16 protein-coding genes, 3 pseudogenes and 1 other annotated feature are annotated in these 22,835 nt (G+C 55.9%); of the genes and pseudogenes, 11 read left to right on the forward strand and 8 right to left on the reverse strand.

The annotated features are described in order from the left end of the window. Positions 1-57 precede the first annotated feature (57 nt). On the forward strand, positions 58-1,002 hold the full coding sequence (locus QA648_RS33410) for a 3-hydroxyacyl-CoA dehydrogenase family protein (RefSeq protein ID WP_283054359.1): 945 nt from the start codon (positions 58-60) through the stop codon (positions 1,000-1,002). Between the two features lie 712 nt (positions 1,003-1,714). Continuing rightward, positions 1,715-1,840: pseudogene (locus QA648_RS33415) on the forward strand (AAA family ATPase); the annotation flags it as partial. Positions 1,841-2,230: 390 nt separating this feature from the next. Here the strand turns inward: QA648_RS33415 and QA648_RS33420 are convergent. Beyond that, the gene (locus QA648_RS33420; protein ID WP_283054360.1) at positions 2,231-3,814 is read right to left on the reverse strand and encodes an aldehyde dehydrogenase family protein; all 1,584 of its coding nucleotides are present in this window, start codon (positions 3,812-3,814) and stop codon (positions 2,231-2,233) included. A gap of 624 nt (positions 3,815-4,438) precedes the next feature. Between QA648_RS33420 and QA648_RS33425 the strand changes: the two genes are divergently transcribed. Further along, entirely contained in the window at positions 4,439-5,746 is a 1,308-nt protein-coding gene (locus tag QA648_RS33425; protein WP_283054361.1) for an FAD-binding oxidoreductase, read from the forward strand. Positions 5,747-6,322: 576 nt separating this feature from the next. Continuing rightward, positions 6,323-7,327 (forward strand): annotated as a pseudogene (locus QA648_RS33430) (IS30 family transposase). A gap of 339 nt (positions 7,328-7,666) precedes the next feature. Here QA648_RS33430 and QA648_RS33435 read toward each other — a convergent pair. Then, on the reverse strand, positions 7,667-8,626 hold the full coding sequence (locus tag QA648_RS33435) for a LysR family transcriptional regulator (protein ID WP_283054362.1): 960 nt from the start codon (positions 8,624-8,626) through the stop codon (positions 7,667-7,669). A gap of 387 nt (positions 8,627-9,013) precedes the next feature. On the opposite strand from QA648_RS33435, the gene QA648_RS33440 reads away from it, so the two are divergent. The 4 genes from QA648_RS33440 to QA648_RS33455 are packed head-to-tail and all read left to right on the forward strand — an operon-like array spanning position 9,014 to position 12,314. Beyond that, a complete protein-coding gene (locus QA648_RS33440) occupies positions 9,014-10,372 on the forward strand; it encodes an aspartate aminotransferase family protein (RefSeq protein WP_283054363.1) in 1,359 nt (452 codons plus the stop codon). Positions 10,373-10,384: 12 nt separating this feature from the next. Beyond that, a complete protein-coding gene (locus QA648_RS33445; RefSeq protein WP_283054364.1) occupies positions 10,385-10,786 on the forward strand; it encodes a hypothetical protein in 402 nt (133 codons plus the stop codon). Next, complete coding sequence (locus tag QA648_RS33450; RefSeq protein WP_283054365.1) at positions 10,786-11,289, forward strand: GNAT family N-acetyltransferase; 504 nt, start codon at positions 10,786-10,788, stop codon at positions 11,287-11,289. Before QA648_RS33445 ends, QA648_RS33450 begins: the two co-directional genes overlap by 1 nt. Continuing rightward, entirely contained in the window at positions 11,286-12,314 is a 1,029-nt protein-coding gene (locus QA648_RS33455; protein ID WP_283054366.1) for a histone deacetylase family protein, read from the forward strand. Before QA648_RS33450 ends, QA648_RS33455 begins: the two co-directional genes overlap by 4 nt. Before the next feature lie 294 nt (positions 12,315-12,608). Here QA648_RS33455 and QA648_RS33460 read toward each other — a convergent pair whose 3' ends face one another. After that, entirely contained in the window at positions 12,609-13,394 is a 786-nt protein-coding gene (locus QA648_RS33460; protein WP_283054367.1) for an IclR family transcriptional regulator, read from the reverse strand. 462 nt (positions 13,395-13,856) lie between these two features. Here QA648_RS33460 and QA648_RS33465 point away from each other — a divergent pair. Continuing rightward, a protein-coding gene (locus tag QA648_RS33465; RefSeq protein WP_283054368.1) for an IS3 family transposase occupies positions 13,857-15,085 on the forward strand; the annotation gives its coding sequence in 2 pieces (ribosomal slippage) (positions 13,857-14,151 and positions 14,151-15,085; 1,230 coding nt in all). Next, positions 14,138-14,254, forward strand: a sequence feature (AL1L pseudoknot). It overlaps the preceding gene by 117 nt. Positions 15,086-15,165: 80 nt before the next feature. On the opposite strand, the pseudogene QA648_RS33470 reads toward QA648_RS33465, so the two are convergent. Next, positions 15,166-15,377: pseudogene (locus QA648_RS33470) on the reverse strand (transposase); the annotation flags it as partial. A 228-nt stretch (positions 15,378-15,605) separates the two neighbouring features. Here QA648_RS33470 and QA648_RS33475 point away from each other — a divergent pair. Next, positions 15,606-16,844, forward strand: a complete 1,239-nt coding sequence (locus QA648_RS33475; protein WP_283054758.1) for an acetyl-CoA carboxylase biotin carboxylase subunit family protein — start codon at positions 15,606-15,608, stop codon at positions 16,842-16,844. Here the strand turns inward: QA648_RS33475 and QA648_RS33480 are convergent. Both QA648_RS33480 and QA648_RS33485 read right to left on the reverse strand, forming a co-directional pair. Continuing rightward, on the reverse strand, positions 16,813-17,163 hold the full coding sequence (locus tag QA648_RS33480) for a hypothetical protein (protein ID WP_283054369.1): 351 nt from the start codon (positions 17,161-17,163) through the stop codon (positions 16,813-16,815). The genes QA648_RS33475 and QA648_RS33480 overlap by 32 nt on opposite strands. 670 nt (positions 17,164-17,833) lie before the next feature. Continuing rightward, positions 17,834-19,105, reverse strand: a complete 1,272-nt coding sequence (locus QA648_RS33485) for an acetyl-CoA carboxylase biotin carboxylase subunit family protein (RefSeq protein WP_283054370.1) — start codon at positions 19,103-19,105, stop codon at positions 17,834-17,836. 307 nt (positions 19,106-19,412) lie between these two features. Here QA648_RS33485 and QA648_RS33490 point away from each other — a divergent pair, with 307 nt between their 5' ends. Continuing rightward, positions 19,413-19,631 (forward strand): hypothetical protein, encoded by a 219-nt coding sequence (locus QA648_RS33490; protein ID WP_283054371.1) that lies wholly within the window; start codon positions 19,413-19,415, stop codon positions 19,629-19,631. Positions 19,632-19,811: 180 nt separating this feature from the next. Here the strand turns inward: QA648_RS33490 and QA648_RS33495 are convergent, their stop codons facing one another. Further along, entirely contained in the window at positions 19,812-21,647 is a 1,836-nt protein-coding gene (locus tag QA648_RS33495; protein WP_283054372.1) for a CocE/NonD family hydrolase, read from the reverse strand. A gap of 359 nt (positions 21,648-22,006) precedes the next feature. Then, positions 22,007-22,513, reverse strand: coding sequence for a CocE/NonD family hydrolase (locus QA648_RS33500; protein WP_283054373.1), 507 nt, complete (start codon positions 22,511-22,513; stop codon positions 22,007-22,009). Positions 22,514-22,835 lie beyond the last annotated feature (322 nt).

Consider the following 22,835-nt stretch of genomic DNA (forward strand, 5'->3'; position numbering starts at 1 on the left):
CAGCATGCACTGACCGCAATCGGAATAGTCGAAATAGTGAACAGAGGAAGGCTGCCAATGAAGCATTCTCGCTTGGGGAGCATGGCCGTTATCGGCAATGGGATGATAGGACACGGAATCGCAGAGGTATTTGCGAAGGCAGGCTGGGAGGTCAATCTCATCGGCCGAAGTCAGGCGAGTCTTGAGCGCGCGCTTCAGCGGATCGAGGCGAGCGTCAACGAATTTGTCCAGGCAGGGTTGCTGGACGCTCCATCGGCGCAAGCGTCGATTGCGAAGATACGAATTTCGACTGAAATACAAGCTGCGGCAGCGGCAGAATTCGTTATCGAAGCCCTACCCGAGGATATCGAGCTGAAGCTCGGCATATTCTCTAAACTCGACAGGATATGTCGTTCCGATGCCGTCCTCGCCACCTCCAGCGGCCATCCGGCCAGTGCCGTCGACAAATGCGTAGAACACAGGGAGCGGGTCATCGCAGCGCATTTTTGGTCTCCGCCGCAGCTAATTCCACTCGTTGAGATTTGTGGAAGCGATGCTACGACCAAAACAGTGATCGAGCGTACGTGCGTGATTGTTGGGTGTATCGGAAAGATGCCCGTCGTCGTTGACCGCGAAGTTCCTGGACTCATCGGCAACCGCATCCAGTTTGCAGCACTTCGTGAGGCTTGGGCGCTTTGGGCCGCGGGTGTTGCTTCGGCCGAAGCCATTGACTCCGTAGTCCGGCATTCGATCGGAAGACGGCTCGCGGTGACTGGACCGATCGAATCAGCGGATCTCGGCGGTCTGGACACGATGTATCATTTCGCACGCTTGCTGGAACCGTCTCTCGACACTTCGTCTGATCCACCTGAATCGATCGCGGCTCTAGTCCGTAGTGGGCACTGCGGAGCCTCCAGTGGCAAGGGAATCTATGATTGGACTGAACGAGACGGCTCTGCGCTGCTGTCAGCACGACGCAGGGAATTGATGCGATGGTTGCACGTGGACCGGCAAGGGTCCTGACTCCGATATGGAGTTGATGGTGCCGCTCAGGTGCCTGAACGTTAGCAATCGCGCATTTAAAAAAGTGTGCGACCGGCAAATGACGGTCGACACCGACGTCGGCAGGAACTTGACGCTTAAAGCGGAGCGCCCGCATAACTTTTTCCGAGGGAAACCGTCCCCTCCCACAATACTCGACGGCGTCGCAGATCAGATCCAGCGTGCCCCTAACACCAGCAATCGGCCTCTGCGTCAATCGCTCTTGATGCGCGTCTGAAAGAAAGCTCGAAAGGGAATTCGTTTTGCCCACTCTGCTATTTCGGGCGGCTGCGCAATCATACCTTCTCCTTGCTGGCTGTAACCAATGCCGCCATTGGCCAGGCACCGGATGGCATCACCATCATGTCATGCGCCCGGCTGAGAGTCGCCGGCAACTGTTTGAGAGTGTCGAGCGTGATCTGAGGGCGACAGCACGCACCATCGATGTCTTCCACCCTGTAAGCGCGTCGCGGCGCATCGGCACCGCTATGGCGGTCCGGGCCACATAAGTGACCCGGATCACAGGCGACGCGTTTCGGAAAAGTTCGGACAGGATTTCCGGCAATCTCCGGACAGAAACCAGGGTGCCGAGGCTCGGACTTTGGAGAAAATGCTGTCTGGAAATTGGCGAAATGATTGTCAACCTTTCGCGAAGTGCGCAATATACGACGCACAATCCGAAGCGCGATGCCACCCAATGCTCGCCGGGGCCATCCTGGATCGTCTCGTTCACAATGTCTATCGCATCGATCTCACCCGTAAAAGCATGCGAAAACAGCGCTGGGCCCATGGCGCCGAGAACACGACACGCTTGACCTAAAGCAGATCGAACATCAAAAGAACCCAGGAGAAATGGACGACTTCAAAATCGGAACGCCGGCCGCCTTCATTCGTTACGCATTACAAAGGCGAAGGCAAGTAGAATAGCGCGTCGAATTTGCTAACCGTGACGATTAGTGAATCCTCCACAGGTGGACGGCGGTATTTCACGCGCGAGTCCGCATGTGCTCCGCAGAGCATATCTCTTCTATTGGCTCGAAGCTTTGCGATCATTGTGCGGAACCGCGGGCATGCTGCATATGCAAGTGGTTTTTGATCCATAGTGGCGGCAACCGCTGGTTTTGTAACTCCAGTTCAACGAAGCGCATCCGGCGTGCATTCGCAGTTGGATTGTGAAAGCCTGAGGTATCATACCTCAGGCTATAGCGCGTCATCGCATAATCGTGCGGCTCTGCTCTCGCAAGAATTGCGGCAAATACCAAGAACCGAGGCCACCTTTCGATCCAGTCCCCGAACCCTTCCATCCGCAAAAAGTCTGAATTCCAGGCCACGCTCCCGTGGTTGCGCCACTGGCCCGGTTTGCATAGAGCACACCCGCCTCCACGGTATCCAGGAATAACTCTAATTCGTCCGGATCCTCGGTGTAGATCCCGGCTGTCAGGCCGTACGGTACTGCATTTCCGCGTGCAATAGCATCACCAAGGTCAGTGAAGATGCGGACGGTCAAAAAAGGCAGGAATAATTCGTTCCTATGGAGGATGTGATCGTCCGGAAGGTTGGCGACAATTGTCGGTTGGGCAAAGTAGCCGTTGTCGTAAACGCTGCCGGTGAGCAAAGCACCACCACATACAATGCCATCGGCTGCTTTGGCTTGTTCCACCGCGCGGAGAAACCGGTCACGCGCCGATTCATTGATCAGCGGTCCCATGAAAACGTCCTGAACGTACGGATCGCCAATCTTCAAAGCACGCGCCGCCGCCTCGATCTTCTCCATGAACTCAACTTTCACGGATTCGTGCAGAAAGACAACCGACCCTGCAGAACATTTTTGTCCCTGAAGACCGAATGCGGAGCGGAGCATACCTGAGATAGCGATGTCAATGTTCGCCGAAGCTCCAACATAGGTGGGGTTCTTACCTCCCATCTCGGCCAACACCGGCTTGGCGTGTGCCCCGGAGGTGCCAAAGCCGCGCATGATCGACATTCCCACGGCGTGCGAACCGGTGAAGGCAACACCGTCGATGCCGGGGTGCGCGACCAATGCTGCGCCGGTTTCGTTGTCGCCGTTGATCAAATTAAAAACGCCTTCCGGGAAGCCAGCTTCCATGAAGCAATTCGCAATTAGTCGACCTGTCATTCCTCCCATCGGACTTGGCTTGAAGACGACCGTGTTGCCTGCCAGAAGGGCGCAGATCGACATGCCGATCGAGAGGGCCACTGGGAAATTGAACGGCGCAATTACGGCGAACACTCCATAGGGACGCAGGACGTCGATTGTCTCCTCGCGCTCTTGCGCTCGCTTCATTGCTCGGGCGAATCCGCCATTCAACGCCAGTTCCGAGCTGTAAAAGCGTATAATATCGATTGCTTCCTCGACCTCGCCAATCGCTTCCATTCTCGATTTGCCGACTTCCAACAGGCAAGCTGCGGCGACTTCGAATTTTTGTATCTCCAATAAGGCGGCTGCCCTTTCAGCGATTTCGACACGCTTTTGCCAGCCGATTTGACGCCAATTCGGATAGGCGCGTTTGGCGGCCTCGACTGCAAGCTCTACGGCCGTGGATGATGCCTTAAAGAACGTTCCCAGACTTTTAGAGCGATCCACCGGGCAGGGCGCCAGATACGTTTCGCCGCCGCGATTGTCTTTGCCGTCGATAAGGTTAGCATGCTCGCGGCCGAGCCTGCCCTTTACCTCCGGAATCACGCGGTCAAGCACCGTGTTAACACCCGAAAAGTCCTCGTAAAGATTTGAGTATGTAACGCGCGGCAGTCTGCTCACTGCATCTCCGTTCATTGTGGCTCCTTTCTGTTGAAGTGGTCAGGATTAGATATAGCAACGCCAAGATCGATACGCTCAGTCAGTCCATCCACGGCAATGACCAGTTCCTCGGCGGCAAACTAGGGGAATGCAGGAGATGGGCATCAAATTTCCCATCGATGGTCCCTCAACCCTATATATGCGTCGTTCAAATGCGACCAACTCCGAAGCTTTGCCGGCCCGGAATCATCACGGTGCCTTCTATTCCCCGCGGTCCGCGTACTACTACCAGACTAGCTTGTGCGGGCCCGGAAAGAAGAGATCTGCAAGCTGCTCGGCAAATCCGTTCGTGAACAAGGAATTGCGCGTGTACCCGATGCATGACACGGCCGCTTCGGCCGGGACACCAAGATTGCTCTTGCCCTTGCTGTCTGCGAGCCAACCGGCCTGCCCTTGACACTAAGTGCGGCGGCGATCGCCTGGTACGATGGAGCTCATGGCTCATCAGAAACTCCTACGAAGGATCCTAGTTTGCCAGCCAGAAGGTGACCTACAACTGCGATTGACGTTACCATATACGGCAAGTATGTTCCAGTAAACGGAATTTCATACCGAAAAACGGTTTTTCTTTGTAAACGTACCAAAAGATTGGCCACCCAAATGCCTGATGTCACGACCTCCGACTTCAAATTCCAACCGTATTGGTGGGACGCTGCGGCGCCCACTGTAATCGAAGGCGGTAATCTCGATGCCGAATACGACGTGGTTGTTGTAGGCAGCGGCTACACTGGAGTCAGCGCGGCGCTCCATCTTGCGCGCGCCGGACGAAGTGTCGCGATTTTTGATCGGCAAGACCCGGGCGCGGGCGCTTCGCGCCGCAATGCGGGCTTCATCGGAAGGGTTCTTAAAAAATCGTATTCCGATCTCTCCGCGTCGAAGGGAAACGGAACCGCCAAGGCCATCTATACTGAACTTGAAGCCGCCTACCGCTTCACGCTGGATCTCATTGAAAGCGAGGCAATAGACTGCTTCGCTTCACGTCCGGGCCGATTCATCGGAGCGACATCGAAGGGGCATTTTGATGCGCTCGCAGCGGATCTCGGCAAGATGCAGGCAGAGATGGGCTTCGACTATACGATGGTGCAAGCAGAACGCCAACGAGAAGAGTTTGATACCGATCTTTACTTGGGCGGAGCCGTGATTCCGGAAAGTGGCTGCCTTCATCCCGGTCTTTACCACAAAGGCTTGCTTGACCGAGCCATCGCCGCAGGGGTGGCCGTTTTCGGCCGCACAGAGGTAGAGGAGATCATCACATCCAGTATCGGAAGCAACGAAGTTCGCACCACGAGAGGGGTTGTAAGAGCACGTGACGTGGTGGTGGGCACCAATGGTTACACCACTAAGCTGGGATGGTTCCGCCGTCGCGTTGTTCCCTTCCGTGCCTATATGGCTGCCACCGAGGAGATGCCGCAGCTACTGTTGGAGAAGCTTATTCCCCGTGGAAGGACAGTCATTGACTCCAACACGAACATCGACTTCTTTCGCCCCGCACCAGATTCTAACCGGATCTTGTTCGGTGGTGCAACTGGCGCGCCGCTTAGCGGGCACGAAGAGATCACAATCCGCATGAAAGCGATTCTCGATCGTGTACTGCCGGACGCGCGCGACCTCAGGTTAAGCCATACGTGGAACGGTTATTGTGCGGGCACATTCGACCTTATGCCGCATATGGGCTGTAACGGGCGCGTCCACTATGGCATGGGATATAATTTCTCAGGCATCACTTTAGGCACCACCTTCGGCAGGAAAATCGCCGGGCGCATTCTTGGCGAGGCTGGCGTTGAAAGCATGTTCGCGAGCAGCGTATTTCCAACGATGCCCTTTTATAGTGGGAGGCCCTGGTTTCTCGGCCTCGTTATGCGTTATTTTGATTGGCGCGACCGTCAGATCGCGCGGCGTGGGAGCTAATTAACACTAGCCCGCGCTTCGACCAAGTGAGAAAACATTTGCGAACTCAGTGGCCGTCCGCTTAAGCGTGCGGGAACCGATACAGGTTGTATCCGCATTTCGTGCGGCCTGTACTCCTGAGCGCATATATCTGTGGCTGATCCGGCATAAGACCAATGGGATAAGCAATGATCAAGAGGCAGCGTATGTGCTCGCCAGCTGGCGGCCGGTACGGAGCCTCCGCCGCGGTCGTGGACATTCCAAGTATCGCCTTAAGTTCCCGCGTAACGAGCCAATCGGGCGGCCCAGCGATCGCTTCGAGGACAACAATAATAATTGCCGACCGAACCGGATTTCGGTTCACGGGTACTGATCGATGCCATGGCGACATTCCCGCTGCCGACAGAGAGTATATCAGCGTCCGCTTTTCATACCTGTGGCGACCTCGGACTCAGCGAAGGCCACGAAATATGCCGCGAGCATAGCACTACCAGCCACTCGCGATGGTTAGGATTATGCGGCATTATGTGAAAATCTGAGCAGATTCCAATTTCAATGAAACGAAGACAATAGTGGCCATGATTTCAGGAGGATGGAATGGCCCGCTCTTTTGTGCAGTTGAGTATGGACGAACGTCGCATCATTGCACGGATTCATGAGAAGAAGATCAGTTAGGCGGAAATCGCTCGCACCTTCGCCGCGACCGCTCGACGATAAGCCGAGAGCCGCGTCGGATTTTTCTGGCATGACCGCGAAGTTCCATTCGCTGAAGGATACTGGTATGTGACGGCGCATCAGATGGCCGAGAGCCGCCGGCGTCGCTATCGCAAGCTGTTGCGCGATCCACATCTATGCGCTGCGGTGATCGACCGGCTGAAGGACGGCTGGTCACCGGAACAGATTTCAGGGCGCCCGAGGCTTGTCAGCGAGTCGTCTGCGAGATTGAACCATGAGACGATCTATCAGTATGTCTATTCTCAGGAAGGCCGGGATCAGCAACTGGCTCGGCACTTGCCGGAGCGGCGAAGGAAATGGCGTCCAAGATATGCGCGCAAGCCGAGAAGTTTCGTTTTTCCAATCGAATGCGCCATTCGAAACAGGCCTGAAGCCATCAATTCCCGCGACGAATTTGGTCACTGGGAGGCGGATCTGATGATCTTCAGGAAGGAACATGGATCTGGCAATGTTGCCACAATCGTTGAGCGCAAGAGCCGCTATACCGTTCTCTTCCGCAACAACGACTGGCGTTCAAAACCGATCATGAACCAACTGATAAGCCATCTAGCACCCCTGCCCGTGAAAGCCCGGCAAAGCTTGACGTTTGACCGAGGCCTCGAATTTGTCTCATGGAGAGCTGGACATGGGAACGACAGCCTGATTCTGTGATCCGCAAGCGCCATGGCAAAAAGGCACGGTCGAGAATACCAACAAACGGGTTCGTCGTTATCTGCCCCCCGGAAACCATCGTGTTGGGTGACCAATCAGGAGATCCGTTCCTTATCTGACCGGATCAATGCCAGACCTCGAAAGTGCCTGGGATTTCAGACGCCGACGGAGATCTTCAGCCAGTATCTATTGGTTATGGAGGACCAGTTCATATAGATTCCAACCCGCGTTACATTCGATCTGGAACCAGCACTGCTGCAGCTTGGTTTAATAAATTTTGCCACGATGTTCGCCACGCCGGTTCCCACGTCTCGGCAATATCGCGGATATGGCGACCAATCTGGTATTGCAAATTGGCGGGCCGACGTGCGAGTCAATTTGTACAGCAGCAAACAAAAAGACGCTTGGCTGGTTGCTATCTGCTCTTACGTCCTGAAGATCGGCCGTTTGGCCGTATCTTCGAGCACTTGATGGCTGGTCGCTTAGCGGCGCTTCAATCTCGTCGCTCAACTGGTGATGGCACTGAACGTGCCGCACGGGACCACGGTCACCTTTTTAGCCGCCATAGATGCGGTCCTTGAGTGGCGTTTCAGCAATGAGAGTCTGAAGTCCAGACAGCAACGCTTTTTCGGCGCGGTTCAGTGCCTTGTGAGCATTGACCAGGAGGAAGATATCGATTGCTGGAGGCGCATCGTAAGGTGGCAGACGCCAAAGGACGCCGTCCGCGATGTCGCGACGTGCGACATGCAGCGGCAGCGGCCCGATGCCAAGGCCGACAATTATCAAGCGGCGAACCTCTTCCAGGCTCGACGATACTCCAACGATATTTGCGTCCAGCTTCGCCTCGCTGCGCAGCAGCGCGACCGGCCTCAACGCATCAAAGATGTGGTCGGTCTGGAAGGACACCGAGGATTCGCCCTGGAGATCGTCCAGGGTCAGCCCACTGCGGCCATACAGCCTGTGGCTCGGACCGCAGAAAAAACCGAAGAATTCCCGGTAGACCATCTCATAATCAAGCTCGGGATCGCGCTGGCTGACTAGTGAGATGCCAAAGGACGCGCGCCGCTCCTTCACCTGCTTGGCAACCTCGGAGCTTGCCGCCGCCAAGATCGTTACGCTCGATCGAGGATATTCTGCGTGGAACTGAGCCAACGCTTGGTCGAACAGCGGTGAAATCACGTGGCTCGCCACCGCGATCGTGACATGACCAACAACATCGTCACTGACGCTACGCAGCAGCGACGGAAGTTGGGAAATGGTCCCGAATACCTCGATACCCTGCTCATAGAGAAGACGACCGGCGTCGGTGAGCTCGAAACGAGACGCGTCGCGCTCCAGGAGACGGCGACCCACCCGGTCTTCCAGGCGTCTTAGCGCATTGCTAACGCTCGGCTGCTTCAGGTTCAGGCGCTCGGCTGCTCGGGTGATGCTCTTGGCCTCTGCTATCACAATGAAGGTCCGCAAGAGGTTCCAATCTAAGTCCCAGACGAGCCGCTCGATTGGTGGCGATTGCATTCTTAAAATCTATGTCCTTATTCTCATTATCTATTTGCACAATGATGCTGCGAATGCAATGATAACAGTACTGCTCAGTGCATCTCATCCCAATGACAAGGCTCCGCGCATTCTATCGGAGGAACAGCGAATAAATTGCTTTCTCGGGTGGGATCGTAAGGGCATTGCTGCTTTAACCTAAGCAGGCGTTTTAACTTGGAGAAGATTAGGCGGCAGGCGAGCAGCAGATTTCAATGAGCGGCTATATTCGCCTTCCAACATCGTCAAATGAACACAACGACGTTGTCAGTTCAATGCCAACATCAGTGAGACGATTGCTGTGCTCCGATGTAAAAAAGACCGCCATCATCACAGCCTAGGACCGCTCGCAATACGGAAAGTCCTGCCATGCCGAAACTGGAAGTGCAGCCGCCGTCGCATCTCTTCTACCTTCCCACGCTACGCCGCCCGCGCGTCGCCCGCGCCGAAGGTATTTATTTCTGGACCAATGATGGCCGCCGTTTCATTGATGGGTCGAGCGGGCCGATGGTCGCTAATATTGGCCATTCCAACCGCAATGTACTTGATGCCATGAAACGGCAGATGGACAAGGCCACCTTCGCTTATCGGTTAAATTTTGAAAATGAGCCGGCGGAAGAGTTGGCCCGGGAACTGACACGCAAGCTTCCCGAGGGCATGGACCGCATATTTTTCGTATCTGGGGGCTCGGAAGCAACGGAGTCTTGTATCAAGCTTGCCCGACAATGGGCGGTCGTTACCGGCCAGGCGAGCCGCCGGAAGGTGATCAGCCGTTTTCCCTCCTATCATGGCGGCACGCTCGGCTCGCTTTCTGTGACCGGTGACGATGCGCTCGCCGAGACCTTTTTTCCAATGATGCGGGTGATGCCGACGGTACCGGCGCCCACCGCATGGCGCGACCGCGACAATCTGTCGATGGAGCAGCGTGGCATCCGCTACGCTAACATGCTGGAGGAGAAGATCCTCGCGGAAGGCGCGGAGGACGTGCTCGCCTTCATAATGGAACCGATTGGCGGTGCTGCGACCGCCGCGCTGGTTGCGCCCGAGAGCTACTATCCGCGTATTCGCGAAATCTGCGATCGCTATGGCATCCTGCTCATCCACGATGAGGTGATGAGCGGCGCTGGCCGTACCGGAAAGTTCCTCGGCGGGGACCATTGGAACTGCAAGCCGGACATCGTCGCCTTGGCGAAAGGGCTGGGCTCAGGTTATGCGCCGCTTGGTGCGCTTGCGGCACCCATGCGGCTAGTCGAGCCACTGCTCGACTCTGGCGGCTTCCAGCATGGCCACACTTACGCCGGCAATCCGCTTGCTTGCGCCGCCGGCCTTGCTGTGATCGGCGAAATGGACCGGCTCCATCTTATCTCCAACGCTGCTGCCATGGGCAACGTGCTGATTAGGGAGTTGAAGGCATTACAAAAGCGCTTCCCTTTCGTCGCCGACGTTCGCGGCAGGGGTCTGCTTCTAGGCGCCGAGATGGTCGCCAATCCAGAAACGCTTAGACCGATCGACCCCGCTCGCAAAGCGACGCAGCGCCTGCTCGAACTCGCCTATGCTCGGGGCCTGATCATCTATGGTCGAAAGGTAAGGGGAGGTGTCGACAGTGATAATTTTATGGTGGCGCCGCCAATGATTATTACCCGCGAGCAGATCAGCACGATCGTCGCCATCATCGGCGATTCGCTGGAGGCATTAGGCGCCGAACTCGACCTGCCGGTCGAACGATGAGAGGGACAAAGTATGACCCCAAGGAAAACCACCTGCACCGTCACGGGCCTAACGGATACACTACCGAACCTGCCGCTAATACTCGACCAGATCACGGCCGACGCCGAGGATGCCGTCGCTTCGATCCCGCATCTGCACGCTTCCGACCCGAAGAACCCACCTTTGACGGCCGATCGTGACGTGCTCATGCAGTTCCTACCGCACATCAAACGAGCCAGCAGACGCTTCCAGTTCCAATGGTACGACGTCGGCCAATTGCTGGCGCATTTACGCAATCGACAACTGACGAAGTCCAATACCGATCAGATGCGACGCATCCGCGGCATTCTTGATATCCTGTCGCAGGAGGTCGCAATGCCCGCCGAATCACGCAAAATGCCAGCGTTGAACCGTAGCGACCGTGTGGCGTTTTGATGGCTTATCAAACTATCACGCTCCGACCCGGCCGAGTTGAGGATGTCGAAACCATCCATGCAGCGCTGCGGAAGCTCGCCTCCCATAGCGGTGCGCGTCAGGAGATCAAATCAACGGCCGAGGACCTTCGCCGCTACGGTTTCCGCGAGAATCCTGCCTGTTCGGCCTTGATTGCCGAGGTCGACGGAGAGTTCGCCGGGCTCTGCCTGCATTTCCCGATCTTCTCGACCTGGCTGGGCCGGCCAGGCGTCTATGTTCAGGACCTTTATGTCGAGCACCGCTTCCGAGGGCGCCAAATCGGAAAGAAACTGCTCCGGCGCATAGCCAAGCAGTGCCTCGAGGCAGGCGGCGCGTATCTGAGGCTTTCCGTCGACACCGACAATGAGACCGCAAAGGCGTTTTACGAAAATTTGGGCATCGGCTGGTCGAGATACGAGCAGGTGCGAAAGATTGTCGGCGAGGCGTTCCTCGCCTTTGCCGATGCCCCGGAGGAACGACGATGAAAGCCTTCTATGCCGAGGAGCAAAAGCGCCACGATCCCGGAACCTACATCTCCAGAGGCACAGCTCAGTCCCATCCTGAAAAGCCGGCACGTGTCGAGATGTTGTTAGCTGGTGCATCGTCGGCCGGCTTGATCGTCGAACGACCGAGGAACCATGGCCTTGGGCCGATCGCCGCCGTGCACACACCCGAATATCTCGACTTCCTCGAGCATATTTTCTCGCGCTGGCAGCGCATCGAAGGCGCCTCGGCGGAAGTCATTCCACACATCCATCCGATCGCCCGCAACGGGTCATATCCTTCCTCAGCGGTCGGTCAGGCCGGCTACCACATAGCCGACACTGCCTGCCCAATCTCGACCGAGACCTGGAACAGCGCGCTATGGAGTGCCTGGAGCGCGGTGGAGGCTGCCGAGGCATTGATGGGGGGGGGAGCTTCGACCTATGCACTTTGTAGACCGCCGGGCCACCATGCCCTCGCCGATGTCGCTGGCGGCTTCTGCTTCATCAACAACTCGGCGGTCGCGGCGCAGGCGTTGCGCAGGAGTGCTGCGCGCGTCGCGATCCTTGATGTCGACCTGCACCATGGCAACGGCACGCAAGGCATATTCTACGCGCGGTCCGACGTGCTGACCGTGTCGCTGCATGCCGATCCGATTGGGTTCTATCCCTTTTTCTGGGGCTATGCTGATGAGCGCGGCGAAGGGGCCGGCCTCGGCTACAACCTTAACCTGCCGCTGCCACACAAGTCCGGCGATGCGGCATTTCTGGACGCGTTGGCAACAGCCCTCCGACGCATTCGCGCCTTCGCGCCCGAAGCGCTGGTAGTGGCGCTCGGTCTCGACGCCTTCGAGGGCGATCCGTTCAGCGGCCTGTCGTTGTCGACGTTCGGCTTCTCGCGCATCGGCGAAGCTATTGCTGGGCTCGGCCTCCCTACGGTGATAGTGCAGGAAGGCGGCTACCTTTGCGGCGCGCTCGGTGACAACCTCACCGCGTTCTTGACAGGTTTCGGAAGCAAGCAGCCTTAACACTACATTGGCAAATTAGCGAGCGATAGGCTCAATGCTCTCGCGAGCTCCCGGCCGGATATACACCGTGTATATCTGCGGACGTTCTGGTGATCAAACTTGTCAGCGAACGGCTTGAGCTAATCCGCCAGTACACTATCCAAATCCGCCATCTCGCGCACTCCGGTGAACGTATACAGATAGCTCATCATCGCAAATGACCATTTATTCTGCCGAAGTTTATATGCTCGAAGGATGGTACGTTTTGGAGCGGCAGGACAGCGCCTGCCACAACAGAAGCCCTTAGAGCGTCGATCAACGGCCGTCAAAGTGGCTCCCAGGCATGAAAGCATTCGCAAGTTCGGCGGCCGTGGATTTGAGGTGCTCGAGAAGTTCCGTGACTGCCCGAGGGCGTACACGCTCAGCTGGGCCTGTGAGCCCCAAGGCATAGAGCGGCGGAATTTCCGGTGAGAAAATTATTGGACAGGCAAGCGTGTAGAGACCTCTAATGTGTTCTCCATTCTCGATAGCATAACCATTCTCTCGAATTTTCGCAAATTCGCGCTCAAGAACCTGGCGGTCGCCGAGCGTCCTCTCCGTCAAAATCCGGAGTTCGGTACTCAGAATCGCCTCGCGCACCCGTGGATGTTGCATTGCCGTCAGAACCTTCCCCGAAGCGGTCGCATGAGGGGGCAACACATGCCCGGGTGTAACGTATACTCCGACACTTGCGTCCGGCGACTCCATCAAGACGGAATAGATGGATGAGCCAGAGAGGCGAGCTACGAAGCAGGTTTCACCAGTTTGTTCGGCCAACGCCTTAAGCCGTCGCCTGCTTGCAGCAACGACCCAAGAGGTGTCCGATTCAAGAATCCGCCGGAGCCTCCCGCCGAGCTTGAACTCTCCTCCTCGGCCGTTGCGGGCGACCAAGTTACTGCTTTCCAGAGCATTCACAAGCCGATTGATCGTCGTCTTTGGGAGGCCTAGAACTGCTTCGATTTCGCGCCCGGTAAGGCCATCGACCGAACCGGCAATTGCTTCTAAAACCAGTGTATAACGTTCCAAAGGTCCTGATTGGCGCTTAGGAGTCTTCTTGGTCATAATTGCGGCCTTAACCTACGATATTTTCTTAATTGCCAATATATATATCAAACTTCCTGAACGCGAGACCATGGACAGATGCTCCCGTTGACGCAAGGCGTTCACCACTCGGCATCAGCCGCATCATTATTCTGCGTTTGACGAAGGGCTTTGCGTAGGCGGGCGGGATCAAGCGGACGTTATATCCAAGTTTGCCAATCTCGCGAGTCCGATAATGCGCGTCGCGTGGGTCTCCATCGCAGCCCTGCATTTTGGCAGTTCTGTAAAGAATATAATGACATGCGTGCCAGCGTCCTGCAACAAAACGACGCTATCGCTTCGGGCGTCGTGAATTGAAACACAAGCTTTGCAATGTCCAGGCCAACAATGCTAGAGTGTAGTGACTAAACGAACTAGGATTGAACGAAACTGAACCGCGCCGGATTTGCCGGAGGCTCCAACTTCTGAGAAAGTGGAGCCGATATGAGCAAGACAACAAACAAATTTTCACCGGAAGTCCGCGCCAGAGCAGTGCGGATGGTTTTGGATCACCAAGGCGAATATTCCTCGCGATGGGCGGCGGTTTCCTCGATCGCCGCCAAGATCGGCTGCACGGCGCAGACACTCAATGAATGGGTGAAGAAGGCGGAAGTGGACGATGGTTCCCGGCCCGGACTCCCAAGCGAAGTGGCCGAGAAGATGAAGGCTCTGGAGCGGGAGAACCGCGAGCTTCGGCAGGCCAATGAGATACTGCGCAAAGCGTCCGCTTATTTCGCGATGGCGGAGCTCGACCGCCCCTTGAAGCGATGATCTCCTTCATCGACGAACACCGGTCGGTATTCGGGGTCGAGCCGATCTGCAGACTGCTGCCGATTGCTCCATCAACCTACTACGAGAAGGTTGCCAAACGCCTGGACGTGGACCGGTTGTCGGTCCGCGCCCGCAGCGACATTGCATTGAAGATCGAGATACGCCGTGTGTTCGAGGCGAACTTCCGCGTCTACGGCGTGCGCAAGGTCTGGCGGCAATTGAAGCGGGAAGGCTTCGATATAGCTCGCTGCACCGTCGCCCGGCTCATGCGTTCGATGGGACCTCAGGGTATCATCCGGGGCAAGCCGATCCGCACGACGATCCCGGACAAGACGGCTCCCAGCCCGCTCGATCGGGTGAACCGTCAGTTCAAGGCTCCTGCGCCGAACAGGCTCTGGGTTTCGGATTTCACATATGTCGCCACCTGGCAGGGTTTCGTCTACGTGGCGTTCGTCATCGACGCATTCGCCCGCCGCATCGTCGGCTGGCGGGTTAGCCGGACGGCGCATGCCGGGTTCGTCCTCGATGCCCTGGAGCAGGCCCTTCATGAGCGGCGTCCCGTTCATAGCGGCGGCCTCGTCCATCACAGCGATCGCGGTGTCCAATACGTCTCGATCAAGTATTCGGAGCGCCTGGCCGAGGCGGGAATCGAGCCTTCCGTCGGAAGCGTCGGCGACAGCTATGACAACGCGCTCGCCGAAACGATCAACGGTCTCTACAAGGCCGAGGTCATTCATCGGCGCGGACCATGGCGGAGCTTCGAAGCGGTTGAATTCGCCACCCTCGAATGGGTCGATTGGTTCAACCATCGACGGCTTTTGGAGCCTATCGGAAACATCTCGCCAGCCGAAGCCGAGGAGCAGTATTACGCCATGCTGGACGAACCAGCCATGGCTGCATAACTTAAACCAAACGGCCTCCGGTAAACCCGGCGCGGTTCACCGCCCGGCGCGGCATTTGGATCGGGAATACATGCCCGATGGCCCGCACGATGCCACAGTTTAAGGCGGTTGAGACAGGTCGTAAAGGGCCATAGCGCGCGGGAATATCCGCCCACGGCGCACCAGTTTTCAGCCGCCAGAAGATCTCATTCAATACGCGCCTGTCATCAAGGCTGGCCTTACCACGAACCTTTGTGGGTAGAAGAGGTTCAATCACCGCCCATTCGAAGTCCGTCAAATCAACGCGCGCCAGCACTGCTTCCAAGCCTGAGAGACAAAGCATCACAAATCATTCAAATCCAAAACCATTATAGGAGTAAGTGACCTAGTCTACCACTACAACAAACCGGCAAAATCAATTTACAAAATCTTTACGACTGCAAGCTGTTGACAATGGTACGTTCACTACGAAGGCACTCAGCGAGTGACGGAGCCGAGTTATTTCAGCTGCTTCAAGAGATAAAACGTGAAGGTCAACCCAATGGCAATAAGAGCGCTTATTCTGGTTGAAGGTCACAGGGCTAACGGTCCGTTATACATCCAAGCGGCCCAACGTCTAGGTCTTCAGCCAATCACCTTGTCGGCTCATCCGGCCCAGTACGACTATCTTGCGGCGGAAGGCATTGATGCAGTTCGCGTTGATACAAACAACCAAGAGGCCCTGATTCGCGAATGTTCCCGGTTGCAAGCAACATATAACATTAGTGGCATTACTGGATTTACCGGATTTGACGAGTCACTTTACGTGACAGTTGCAAATCTCTGCCGGCATTTCGATCTACCAGGACCGAACCCATTATCGATTGAACGATGCTGTGACAAATTCACTCAACATCAGCTGCTCGCAGAAGCTGGCGTTCCAACACCTGCTTATCGTTTGGCTGCAAATGTGACGGAAGTAAAGAGCTTTGCCGCAGAGATCGGGCTGCCAGTGATTGTTAAGCCGGCCAAAGGCAGCGGCAGTAGCGGTGTTCGGTTGTGCCGAGATATGGATGAATTAACCAAGCACACTAGCTATCTGTTGGGCGGGGAGCATATGTGTCCATTATCACAAAAGATATTGGTGGAAGAATTCGCAGATGGTCCATACTATAGTACTGATACAATGGGAGAATCGCTCATTGCGGTTGGTGCGGCTGAGTTCGGTCCCTTGCCGCATTTCGTCGTTCATGAGTGCATATTCCCGGCCTCGCTAACTGATGATGAATATAAACGTATCGCCGATCTTTCGCTGAGCTGTTTACGTGCGCTCGGACTTGGCTGGGGGCCCAGTAATATTGAATTCCGATGGACAAAGCGCGGCCCAGTTGTCATCGAAGTCAATCCTCGCCTTCCGGGCTGGACTACCCCTCGGCTCATTCAATTGGCTTATGGTGCCGATCTCGTCACCGAACACATTAAGCTTGTCACCGGCCAGGAATGGGATTTGCGCGCAACGCATTCGCATGTGGCGGTTGCGCGGAACCTAATTCCTGATCGTGATGGCATCCTCGATTGGATCGATGGCGTCAGTCATGCGTCAGCAATAGCGGGCGTTTCCGAAGTCAAATTCTATGTTAAGGCCAAAACACCGATCGTTAGGAGAGGTGACTACCTGGACTCAATCGGACATGTCATCGCCGCGTCACCGACCAATACCCGGACTAAGAGCATAATCCGACGTGCAGTCGACCTTATCGGTTGGTCAATCACATCGAATGAGACGTCTGGTGAACGGTAACCGTCCGGGATTGTTTGCATCGATTCACCAGCAGATGCAGGGCGTCAATCAAGCGTTTTTCCGCATATTTGTTTCGGGTCAGGTTCTCTGCCTGGAGCCAGTCCCGTAGCATTTCAGCATTCCTTGATTTTTTTGCCTGATCCACACGGGATGGATCGTTCAGGCCGTGCTGGCTATCTAATGACGCAGGTCGGCAGAGAGGTTTTTTCGAGTTCGGAATACGCCAATAGGCCCCAATCGCCAAAATGGTGTCCGGCAGGGCCTCAATTGCTTCGTCAGCCACCAGCTCTTTTTCCTCGGTTGCAAGTTCAGGCAGCATGATGGGAACGAGCCCGGGCTATTATCAAACCGAGGCGCAGTTCCGCCCCAGATGACCGGCAACACTCCTCAGACGGAATTACCTCACGCCCGACGGCGATCTCGGTCAAAAAAGTCGTTCGGCCCGGACAGCAGCATACTCTCGGCTGGAGAGCTGTCGGACATGAGGTAGTCATCGAGATTAGCAAGGCTCATTGGTTCGATGAAGGAAGTCTGATACTAGGCGTATGTTCGTAAATATAATTCAGGAAACACTCGGTCTTCACATCATAAGATTGCGGGTCCTAGCCCAGGTGCCGTGCGCATGCGCGCCGAAATGGCGGTCGCCAACGCCGCGGCGACAAACAAGACGAGTTCGAGAGTCAATCAGGATGAGACCCTGGCGGGGCGTCTGACGAAGGGACGGCGTACCCCCGATCCGAGTTACACGCCCGCCGCGGCGCGAAATTCTGGCGTCCATGTGGCCTATGCCTTGCAGATCATCCCGGCATCACGCAGGCACATCACCTCTTCATACAGATCACAACGTTGCAGCTTTCGCTGGTGCCGCAAGCTTTGCAGCAATGTTTGCTTCGGCGGTGGGTGTTTGGGAACCTGATGACGTTTCGCAGCTATCTCGTCCATCGCGGCGGTGGACAGCCTGGCTGTTGCACGGTCGACCGAGATTACGGTTAGCGGGGTGGCTGGGAGGCTAGAAGCGCAGCTTGTTCTTGTTGGCTAGGGATAGTAAATGGTGCGATAGACCAATCGATTAGCTCGGCCGCATGCTGAAGTATCGCCTTGGCCTGAGCAAAACTCGGTGAAGCGGCAATCACATGTCCAATTCGGTCGCGGTAGTCACCCTTCTTGACGATCGACATCTTAGGCTGAACATACAAACTTACGTCGACGACACCCGGCACAGCCGCAGCCCGACTGTTGCCCTCAATCCATTCAAGGATGCCATCGCTATCAGGTAAGAGAAACCTCACGGCGGTGGTCTGCAAATATCTTCGGCGCAAGTCCCATTTCGCACCGATAACAAGTTTGAGGTGCTCGGTGACGAGATCTATACCGTAAGCCAACTGAATTCGACCAGGACGGGTTCCTCCTGCCATACGCGGATTGACTTCGATGACGACTGGGCCACGTATCGTCCACCGCAATTCGATGTTACTCGGGCCCCACCCAAGGCTCAGAGCTTTCAAGCAGCTCCGCGAAACGTTGGTGATACGCTCATGCTCCTCATCAGTCAGTAGGGCCGGAAAGATGCTCTCACGAAAGCGAAAATGAGGTGGATGGTCGAAGTCGGCGGCACTGATACCAATGACCTCATCTCCCATTGTGTCGACTTCATAGAATGGACCTCGTGCGAATTCTTCGATCAGGACCCTCGGAGCAGACGACCATATGTGCTTCCCTCCCAATAGATAGGTCGTATGTTCCGCCAACTCGTCAATCGTACGGCATAGCCGAACACCGATGCAGCCAATGCCACCGACCGCTGGTTTGACGACCACCGGAAGGCCAATTTCCGCGGCAGAGCTTTCAACCTCTGCCGCATTTGTTGCCAAGCGATAAGCAGGTACTGGAACGCCAGCTTCTGCGAGCAGCTGACGCTGAGTGAATTTGTCACAGCACTGTTCAATCGACTCGGGGTTCGGTCCAGGTAGATCGAAATGCCGACAGAGCTTACCGACTGTAGCATTGTCCTTCTCTTGGGCGCTCGTAATGCCGGCAATCTCATAAGTCTCACGCAGCCGCGAACATTCGTAGATGAGCGCGTCGAGGCTGTCTGTATCGACTTGGATTGCTTCGACGCCTTCTGCCGCAAGATAGTTGTACTGAGCCGGGTCGGCCGACAGGGTAATTGCATGAAGGCCCAAATTCTCGGCGGCTCGGACGTATTGCAGACCAGTACCGTGTTCGTTGCCTTCGATTAGGATGAGCGCTCTTGTCGTCATTGATAGTTGACCCTTCGTTGCGGCTGTGTGGGGGTTGAGCGTAAATGGCGTCGGCCTTGACAGTCGTGACTGAGCCTTGACAGTCGTGACTGACATGCGACTTGCGATTAGCGTATCATCGTCGGCGATTTATGGTCGCAAAGATCTTGTAAATCTTATTTGAAGAGTCAGTTACAATTTTCTGATTAGCGGCGCGTCGCTCAAAACGCCTCAGCGAATTTCGCAGCATGCGACACTTAGGCGCTATTTCGACACAGCATCTGATCGTGATTGAGCCACAATTTCTGTGCATGTCTTGGAGGAGGCGTTGGGCGAGCGAGGCATCGCGGCCAAACAGAATGATTGCCCTTCTTCGACAGACCTGTGTCATCGATCACCAGAAAAGCATCTAAAGTCTGACAATCTTGCCGGCATGCATCGCCAGTTCCGCCTCGATGGGCCCGGCATTCCGAAGTCCATCCAGGCTGATGTAGGTGGTTTAGTGATCAAGCGAAGCCGTTTCCGCCATCGGCCCGATGCCGCTTGAATATACACCGGGCCCATCTGCCGCTATTTCTGGGACCCAGCTTCTGAACGAACGGCTTTAGCTGATCCGCCAGTGCAATATCCGACTCCGCCATCTCGTGCACGGAAGTGACAGCACACAAAGATTGCCTATCATCTCAAATGGCCGGTAAATCTGCTAAAGTATTGGTCGAATGGTTGCTCACCGCTCAATAACGGGCAAGTCAATATAGCAACCGTCGGGACCGCGATGAATCTCGAGCAGCGGCGGCTCACCGTCGGCGGGTACATTGGCAAAAGTTGTGCTCTCGCTTCCCGCGAGACAAACTCTTAAGCTGTAACCCCTTGGGATAAGCGCCGACATCGGCAACAAGGTGAACGCCAATGTGGACGGCTTACCTGGCGTGAGCGGTTCGGCGTCGCATTCAAGATAGCTTTGCTGCGGTCCGAGTGTCTTGAACGGCGAGGCAGTCCACACCTTTCTGTGCCGTGCGCGCAATTGGCCTTCTGTAAGATAGCAAGATACTCCGTCCGGCCTCACGGCTTCGAGATAGACAAAGAAACTTCCGTCGTCGCGGGTCGAGGTGATAATCAGCTCTACAACGGGATGTCCAGTGATATCGAGGTCGTGCGTCAGCGGCTCGCTGGTATACGCGAGGCGTGCCGCGTCAAACTCTCGCCGATCTCCATAATCTACTTCCCACGTCCCAATTCCGCCATTGGTATCCCACCTGTTTGAAAGTACATCCCTTAACTCACGGTCCACCTGCAGCGTATCGAATCCTGTCACATCGGGCGATGAGCTCAGGCGCGAATTATTTGCCATGTACCATCTTCGACGAGTGGCCGGTACTGGCCAAGAACGGGTCGTCTTCCACATCCCTTCACCGCATGTATAGTAGTGGATGACCTTATCAGCTTCTTCGGCCGCCTGGCCCTTGAAACAGGCATCTATAAATCGAATGTCATTTGCCTGCTGACTCGCCATAACTGGAACGAAGTCCTGAACGTCAGTACGGAGAGGGTCGTAAGGTATGCGACCCCCATGGTTCCACGGGCCGATGATGACGTTCATCGGATTTGACTGGAGCAGAAACCGGCGTATGGACCCTTGCGCTGTGCCTGAATCGAACCAACTGCCCCAGTTTTGTATTGGGACTCTGGACTTCGAAATGAGGTCCGCCGACGCCTGTGGCGAAAAATCAAATCCGGAGACCCGGTCCAACCATTCTTCCCGGGATTTGGTTTTCTCCACCGGCAAATATGAGGGCGCCTTCCCGTGTTCGCGCAACGCCGCGGATAATTCCGCTTGGCCATCTACAGGACGAATGCCTGCCCGAAGGCTGACCGCGCGATTAGCATTGATTTTGCTGTTCTCATCTCTGTTTAAGGATTCGACCAGTTCGCTCCATCTGTCGAGCGTGAGGTTTGGGACGCCACCGGGATAGGTCTCAAAAAAGACATCGTAATCGACATAACGCGGCACGATCCCTTTCAACGCGGGATGATTGCGTGAGGCGATCAAGTCTGCCGAGTTGGCAGTGTAGGACACGCCATAGGCAACTACGTTGCCAGTCGACCAAGGCTGCGCAGCAATCCAGTCCAGCACATGACTGAAGTCAAGGATTTCCTCGCGAGAGCGGTGGCCCGGCCAAGCGCCGAACGAGGCTCCGGTGCCCCGAACATCTCCGACAATCACCGCGTAGCCTTGCGGAACAAAGAGGTCGGCATACTGATTGGATGGCTCGCCGTTCTTTCCGCGCCCATAGCAAGTCATCACCAGAATGGTGTTGCGTTTAGTTTCGGCGCTGTCGCCCCTTGGACGCACAATGTCCAGAGCCAACCTAACACCTTCGTGCGCGGGAACATAAACCGACTTCAAGGGGCCGAGTTTTTCTATGGGCGTGGCTTCGCCACTGACATCGAGGCGGTAGATCGAGCTGGGAGTCTCATATGGGTCTGCAATTCCCCGCTGCGGAGACGCTTTTGTCCCGGTCGGCGCGTCTGTCCCGTACGAATCGCAACGTATATCGGTCATGCAACTTACTCCCTGCGTCGAATGAAATACTGAGACATATGTATCGTATCGACAAAACATGCAACATTTAAATTATTTGGCTGAGCCGCGTTTTCACTTTCGGAGAGTGACAAGAGGCGAATGCGGGTTCGAATATCGGATACTTCCACGCGCCTGTTGGCGCGGCGGCGGCGAGCTCTGTGCGGATCGACCAAGATCGTGACAAACGGCGAGTCCATCGGCACAGGAGGTGATGGCCAACATCGCCCACTCGTCCTCAACTAGTCCGATCGGGCGTCGGCTGCCCAATTTCCATTAGCCGGCGGCGACACCTAGTAAGCGCCGCCACTCTACTTTATCGGAGAGGTCATGACCGCGCTTCACCGCTCAACAACGGGCAAGTCAATGTAACAACCGTGAGGACCGCGATGGAACTTGAGCTGCGGCGGGGCTCCGTCAGCGGGTACATTGGCGAAACTCGTGCTCTCGCTTCCCGCAAGGCACACCCTCAAGCTATAGCCCGCTGGAATGAGCGCCGACATCGGCAGCAACGTAACCTCCAATCTGGTCGGTTCACCTGGCGTGAGCGGTTCCGCGTCGCTTTCGAGATAGCTTTGTTGCTGTCCGAGCGCGGCGAAAGGCGAGGCAGCCCATACTTTCCGATGACGTGCACGCAACTGACCCTCTGTAAGGTAGCAGGAAGTCCCGTCAGGTTTCGCTCCTTCTAAATAGACGAGGAAAATACCGTCCTCGCGGGTTGAAGTTATGTTCAGATCCACAACAGGATGCCCAGTGATCTCCAGACCGCTCTCCGGCGGGTCGCTAGTATACGCCAGTCGAACTGGGTCGAACTGTCGCCGATCTCCGTGGCGGCGAGCATCGGTCATGAAGACGCTCCTGTGATCGCGACTTTTGTATCATTAGGTAGTTTTTGCAGCATTTAAGTTGTTACTGCAGGGTTCGCGCTCGAAGGGGCGGAGTGGCGTCACGTCTCCATTTTGACCGCACCAGGGCATAGCAGGAAGGTGCGACGCATTATCTCGCCATTAAGGCGCGTGATGAGGTCTGCTTAATGCATGTTGATGGTCCCCGGGAAAGGTCCTGAAGGTTTGACCCACCTTCGAAAACCATGCGAGGTAGATCATCGTCGACAACACTGATACCGATCTATCTGCTTCGTCTGCACAATGTCTCCGAATGCCGGGCGCG

Source organism: Rhizobium sp. CB3171, assembly GCF_029714265.1.
Taxonomy (GTDB): domain Bacteria; phylum Pseudomonadota; class Alphaproteobacteria; order Rhizobiales; family Rhizobiaceae; genus Rhizobium.

What these genes read in the sequence shown, in the direction of transcription:
- QA648_RS33445 (WP_283054364.1), top strand. Translation starts at nt 10,385, where the DNA reads ATGACCCCAAGGAAAACCACCTGCACCGTCACGGGCCTAACGGATACA.
- QA648_RS33485 (WP_283054370.1), bottom strand. Translation starts at nt 19,105, where the DNA reads ATGACGACAAGAGCGCTCATCCTAATCGAAGGCAACGAACACGGTACT.
- QA648_RS33455 (WP_283054366.1), top strand. Translation starts at nt 11,286, where the DNA reads ATGAAAGCCTTCTATGCCGAGGAGCAAAAGCGCCACGATCCCGGAACC.
- QA648_RS33480 (WP_283054369.1), bottom strand. Translation starts at nt 17,163, where the DNA reads ATGCTGCCTGAACTTGCAACCGAGGAAAAAGAGCTGGTGGCTGACGAA.
- QA648_RS33420 (WP_283054360.1), bottom strand. Translation starts at nt 3,814, where the DNA reads ATGAACGGAGATGCAGTGAGCAGACTGCCGCGCGTTACATACTCAAAT.
- QA648_RS33500 (WP_283054373.1), bottom strand. Translation starts at nt 22,513, where the DNA reads ATGACCGATGCTCGCCGCCACGGAGATCGGCGACAGTTCGACCCAGTT.
- QA648_RS33475 (WP_283054758.1), top strand. Translation starts at nt 15,606, where the DNA reads ATGGCAATAAGAGCGCTTATTCTGGTTGAAGGTCACAGGGCTAACGGT.
- QA648_RS33450 (WP_283054365.1), top strand. Translation starts at nt 10,786, where the DNA reads ATGGCTTATCAAACTATCACGCTCCGACCCGGCCGAGTTGAGGATGTC.
- QA648_RS33435 (WP_283054362.1), bottom strand. Translation starts at nt 8,626, where the DNA reads ATGCAATCGCCACCAATCGAGCGGCTCGTCTGGGACTTAGATTGGAAC.
- QA648_RS33425 (WP_283054361.1), top strand. Translation starts at nt 4,439, where the DNA reads ATGCCTGATGTCACGACCTCCGACTTCAAATTCCAACCGTATTGGTGG.
- QA648_RS33460 (WP_283054367.1), bottom strand. Translation starts at nt 13,394, where the DNA reads ATGACCAAGAAGACTCCTAAGCGCCAATCAGGACCTTTGGAACGTTAT.
- QA648_RS33495 (WP_283054372.1), bottom strand. Translation starts at nt 21,647, where the DNA reads ATGACCGATATACGTTGCGATTCGTACGGGACAGACGCGCCGACCGGG.
- QA648_RS33410 (WP_283054359.1), top strand. Translation starts at nt 58, where the DNA reads ATGAAGCATTCTCGCTTGGGGAGCATGGCCGTTATCGGCAATGGGATG.
- QA648_RS33440 (WP_283054363.1), top strand. Translation starts at nt 9,014, where the DNA reads ATGCCGAAACTGGAAGTGCAGCCGCCGTCGCATCTCTTCTACCTTCCC.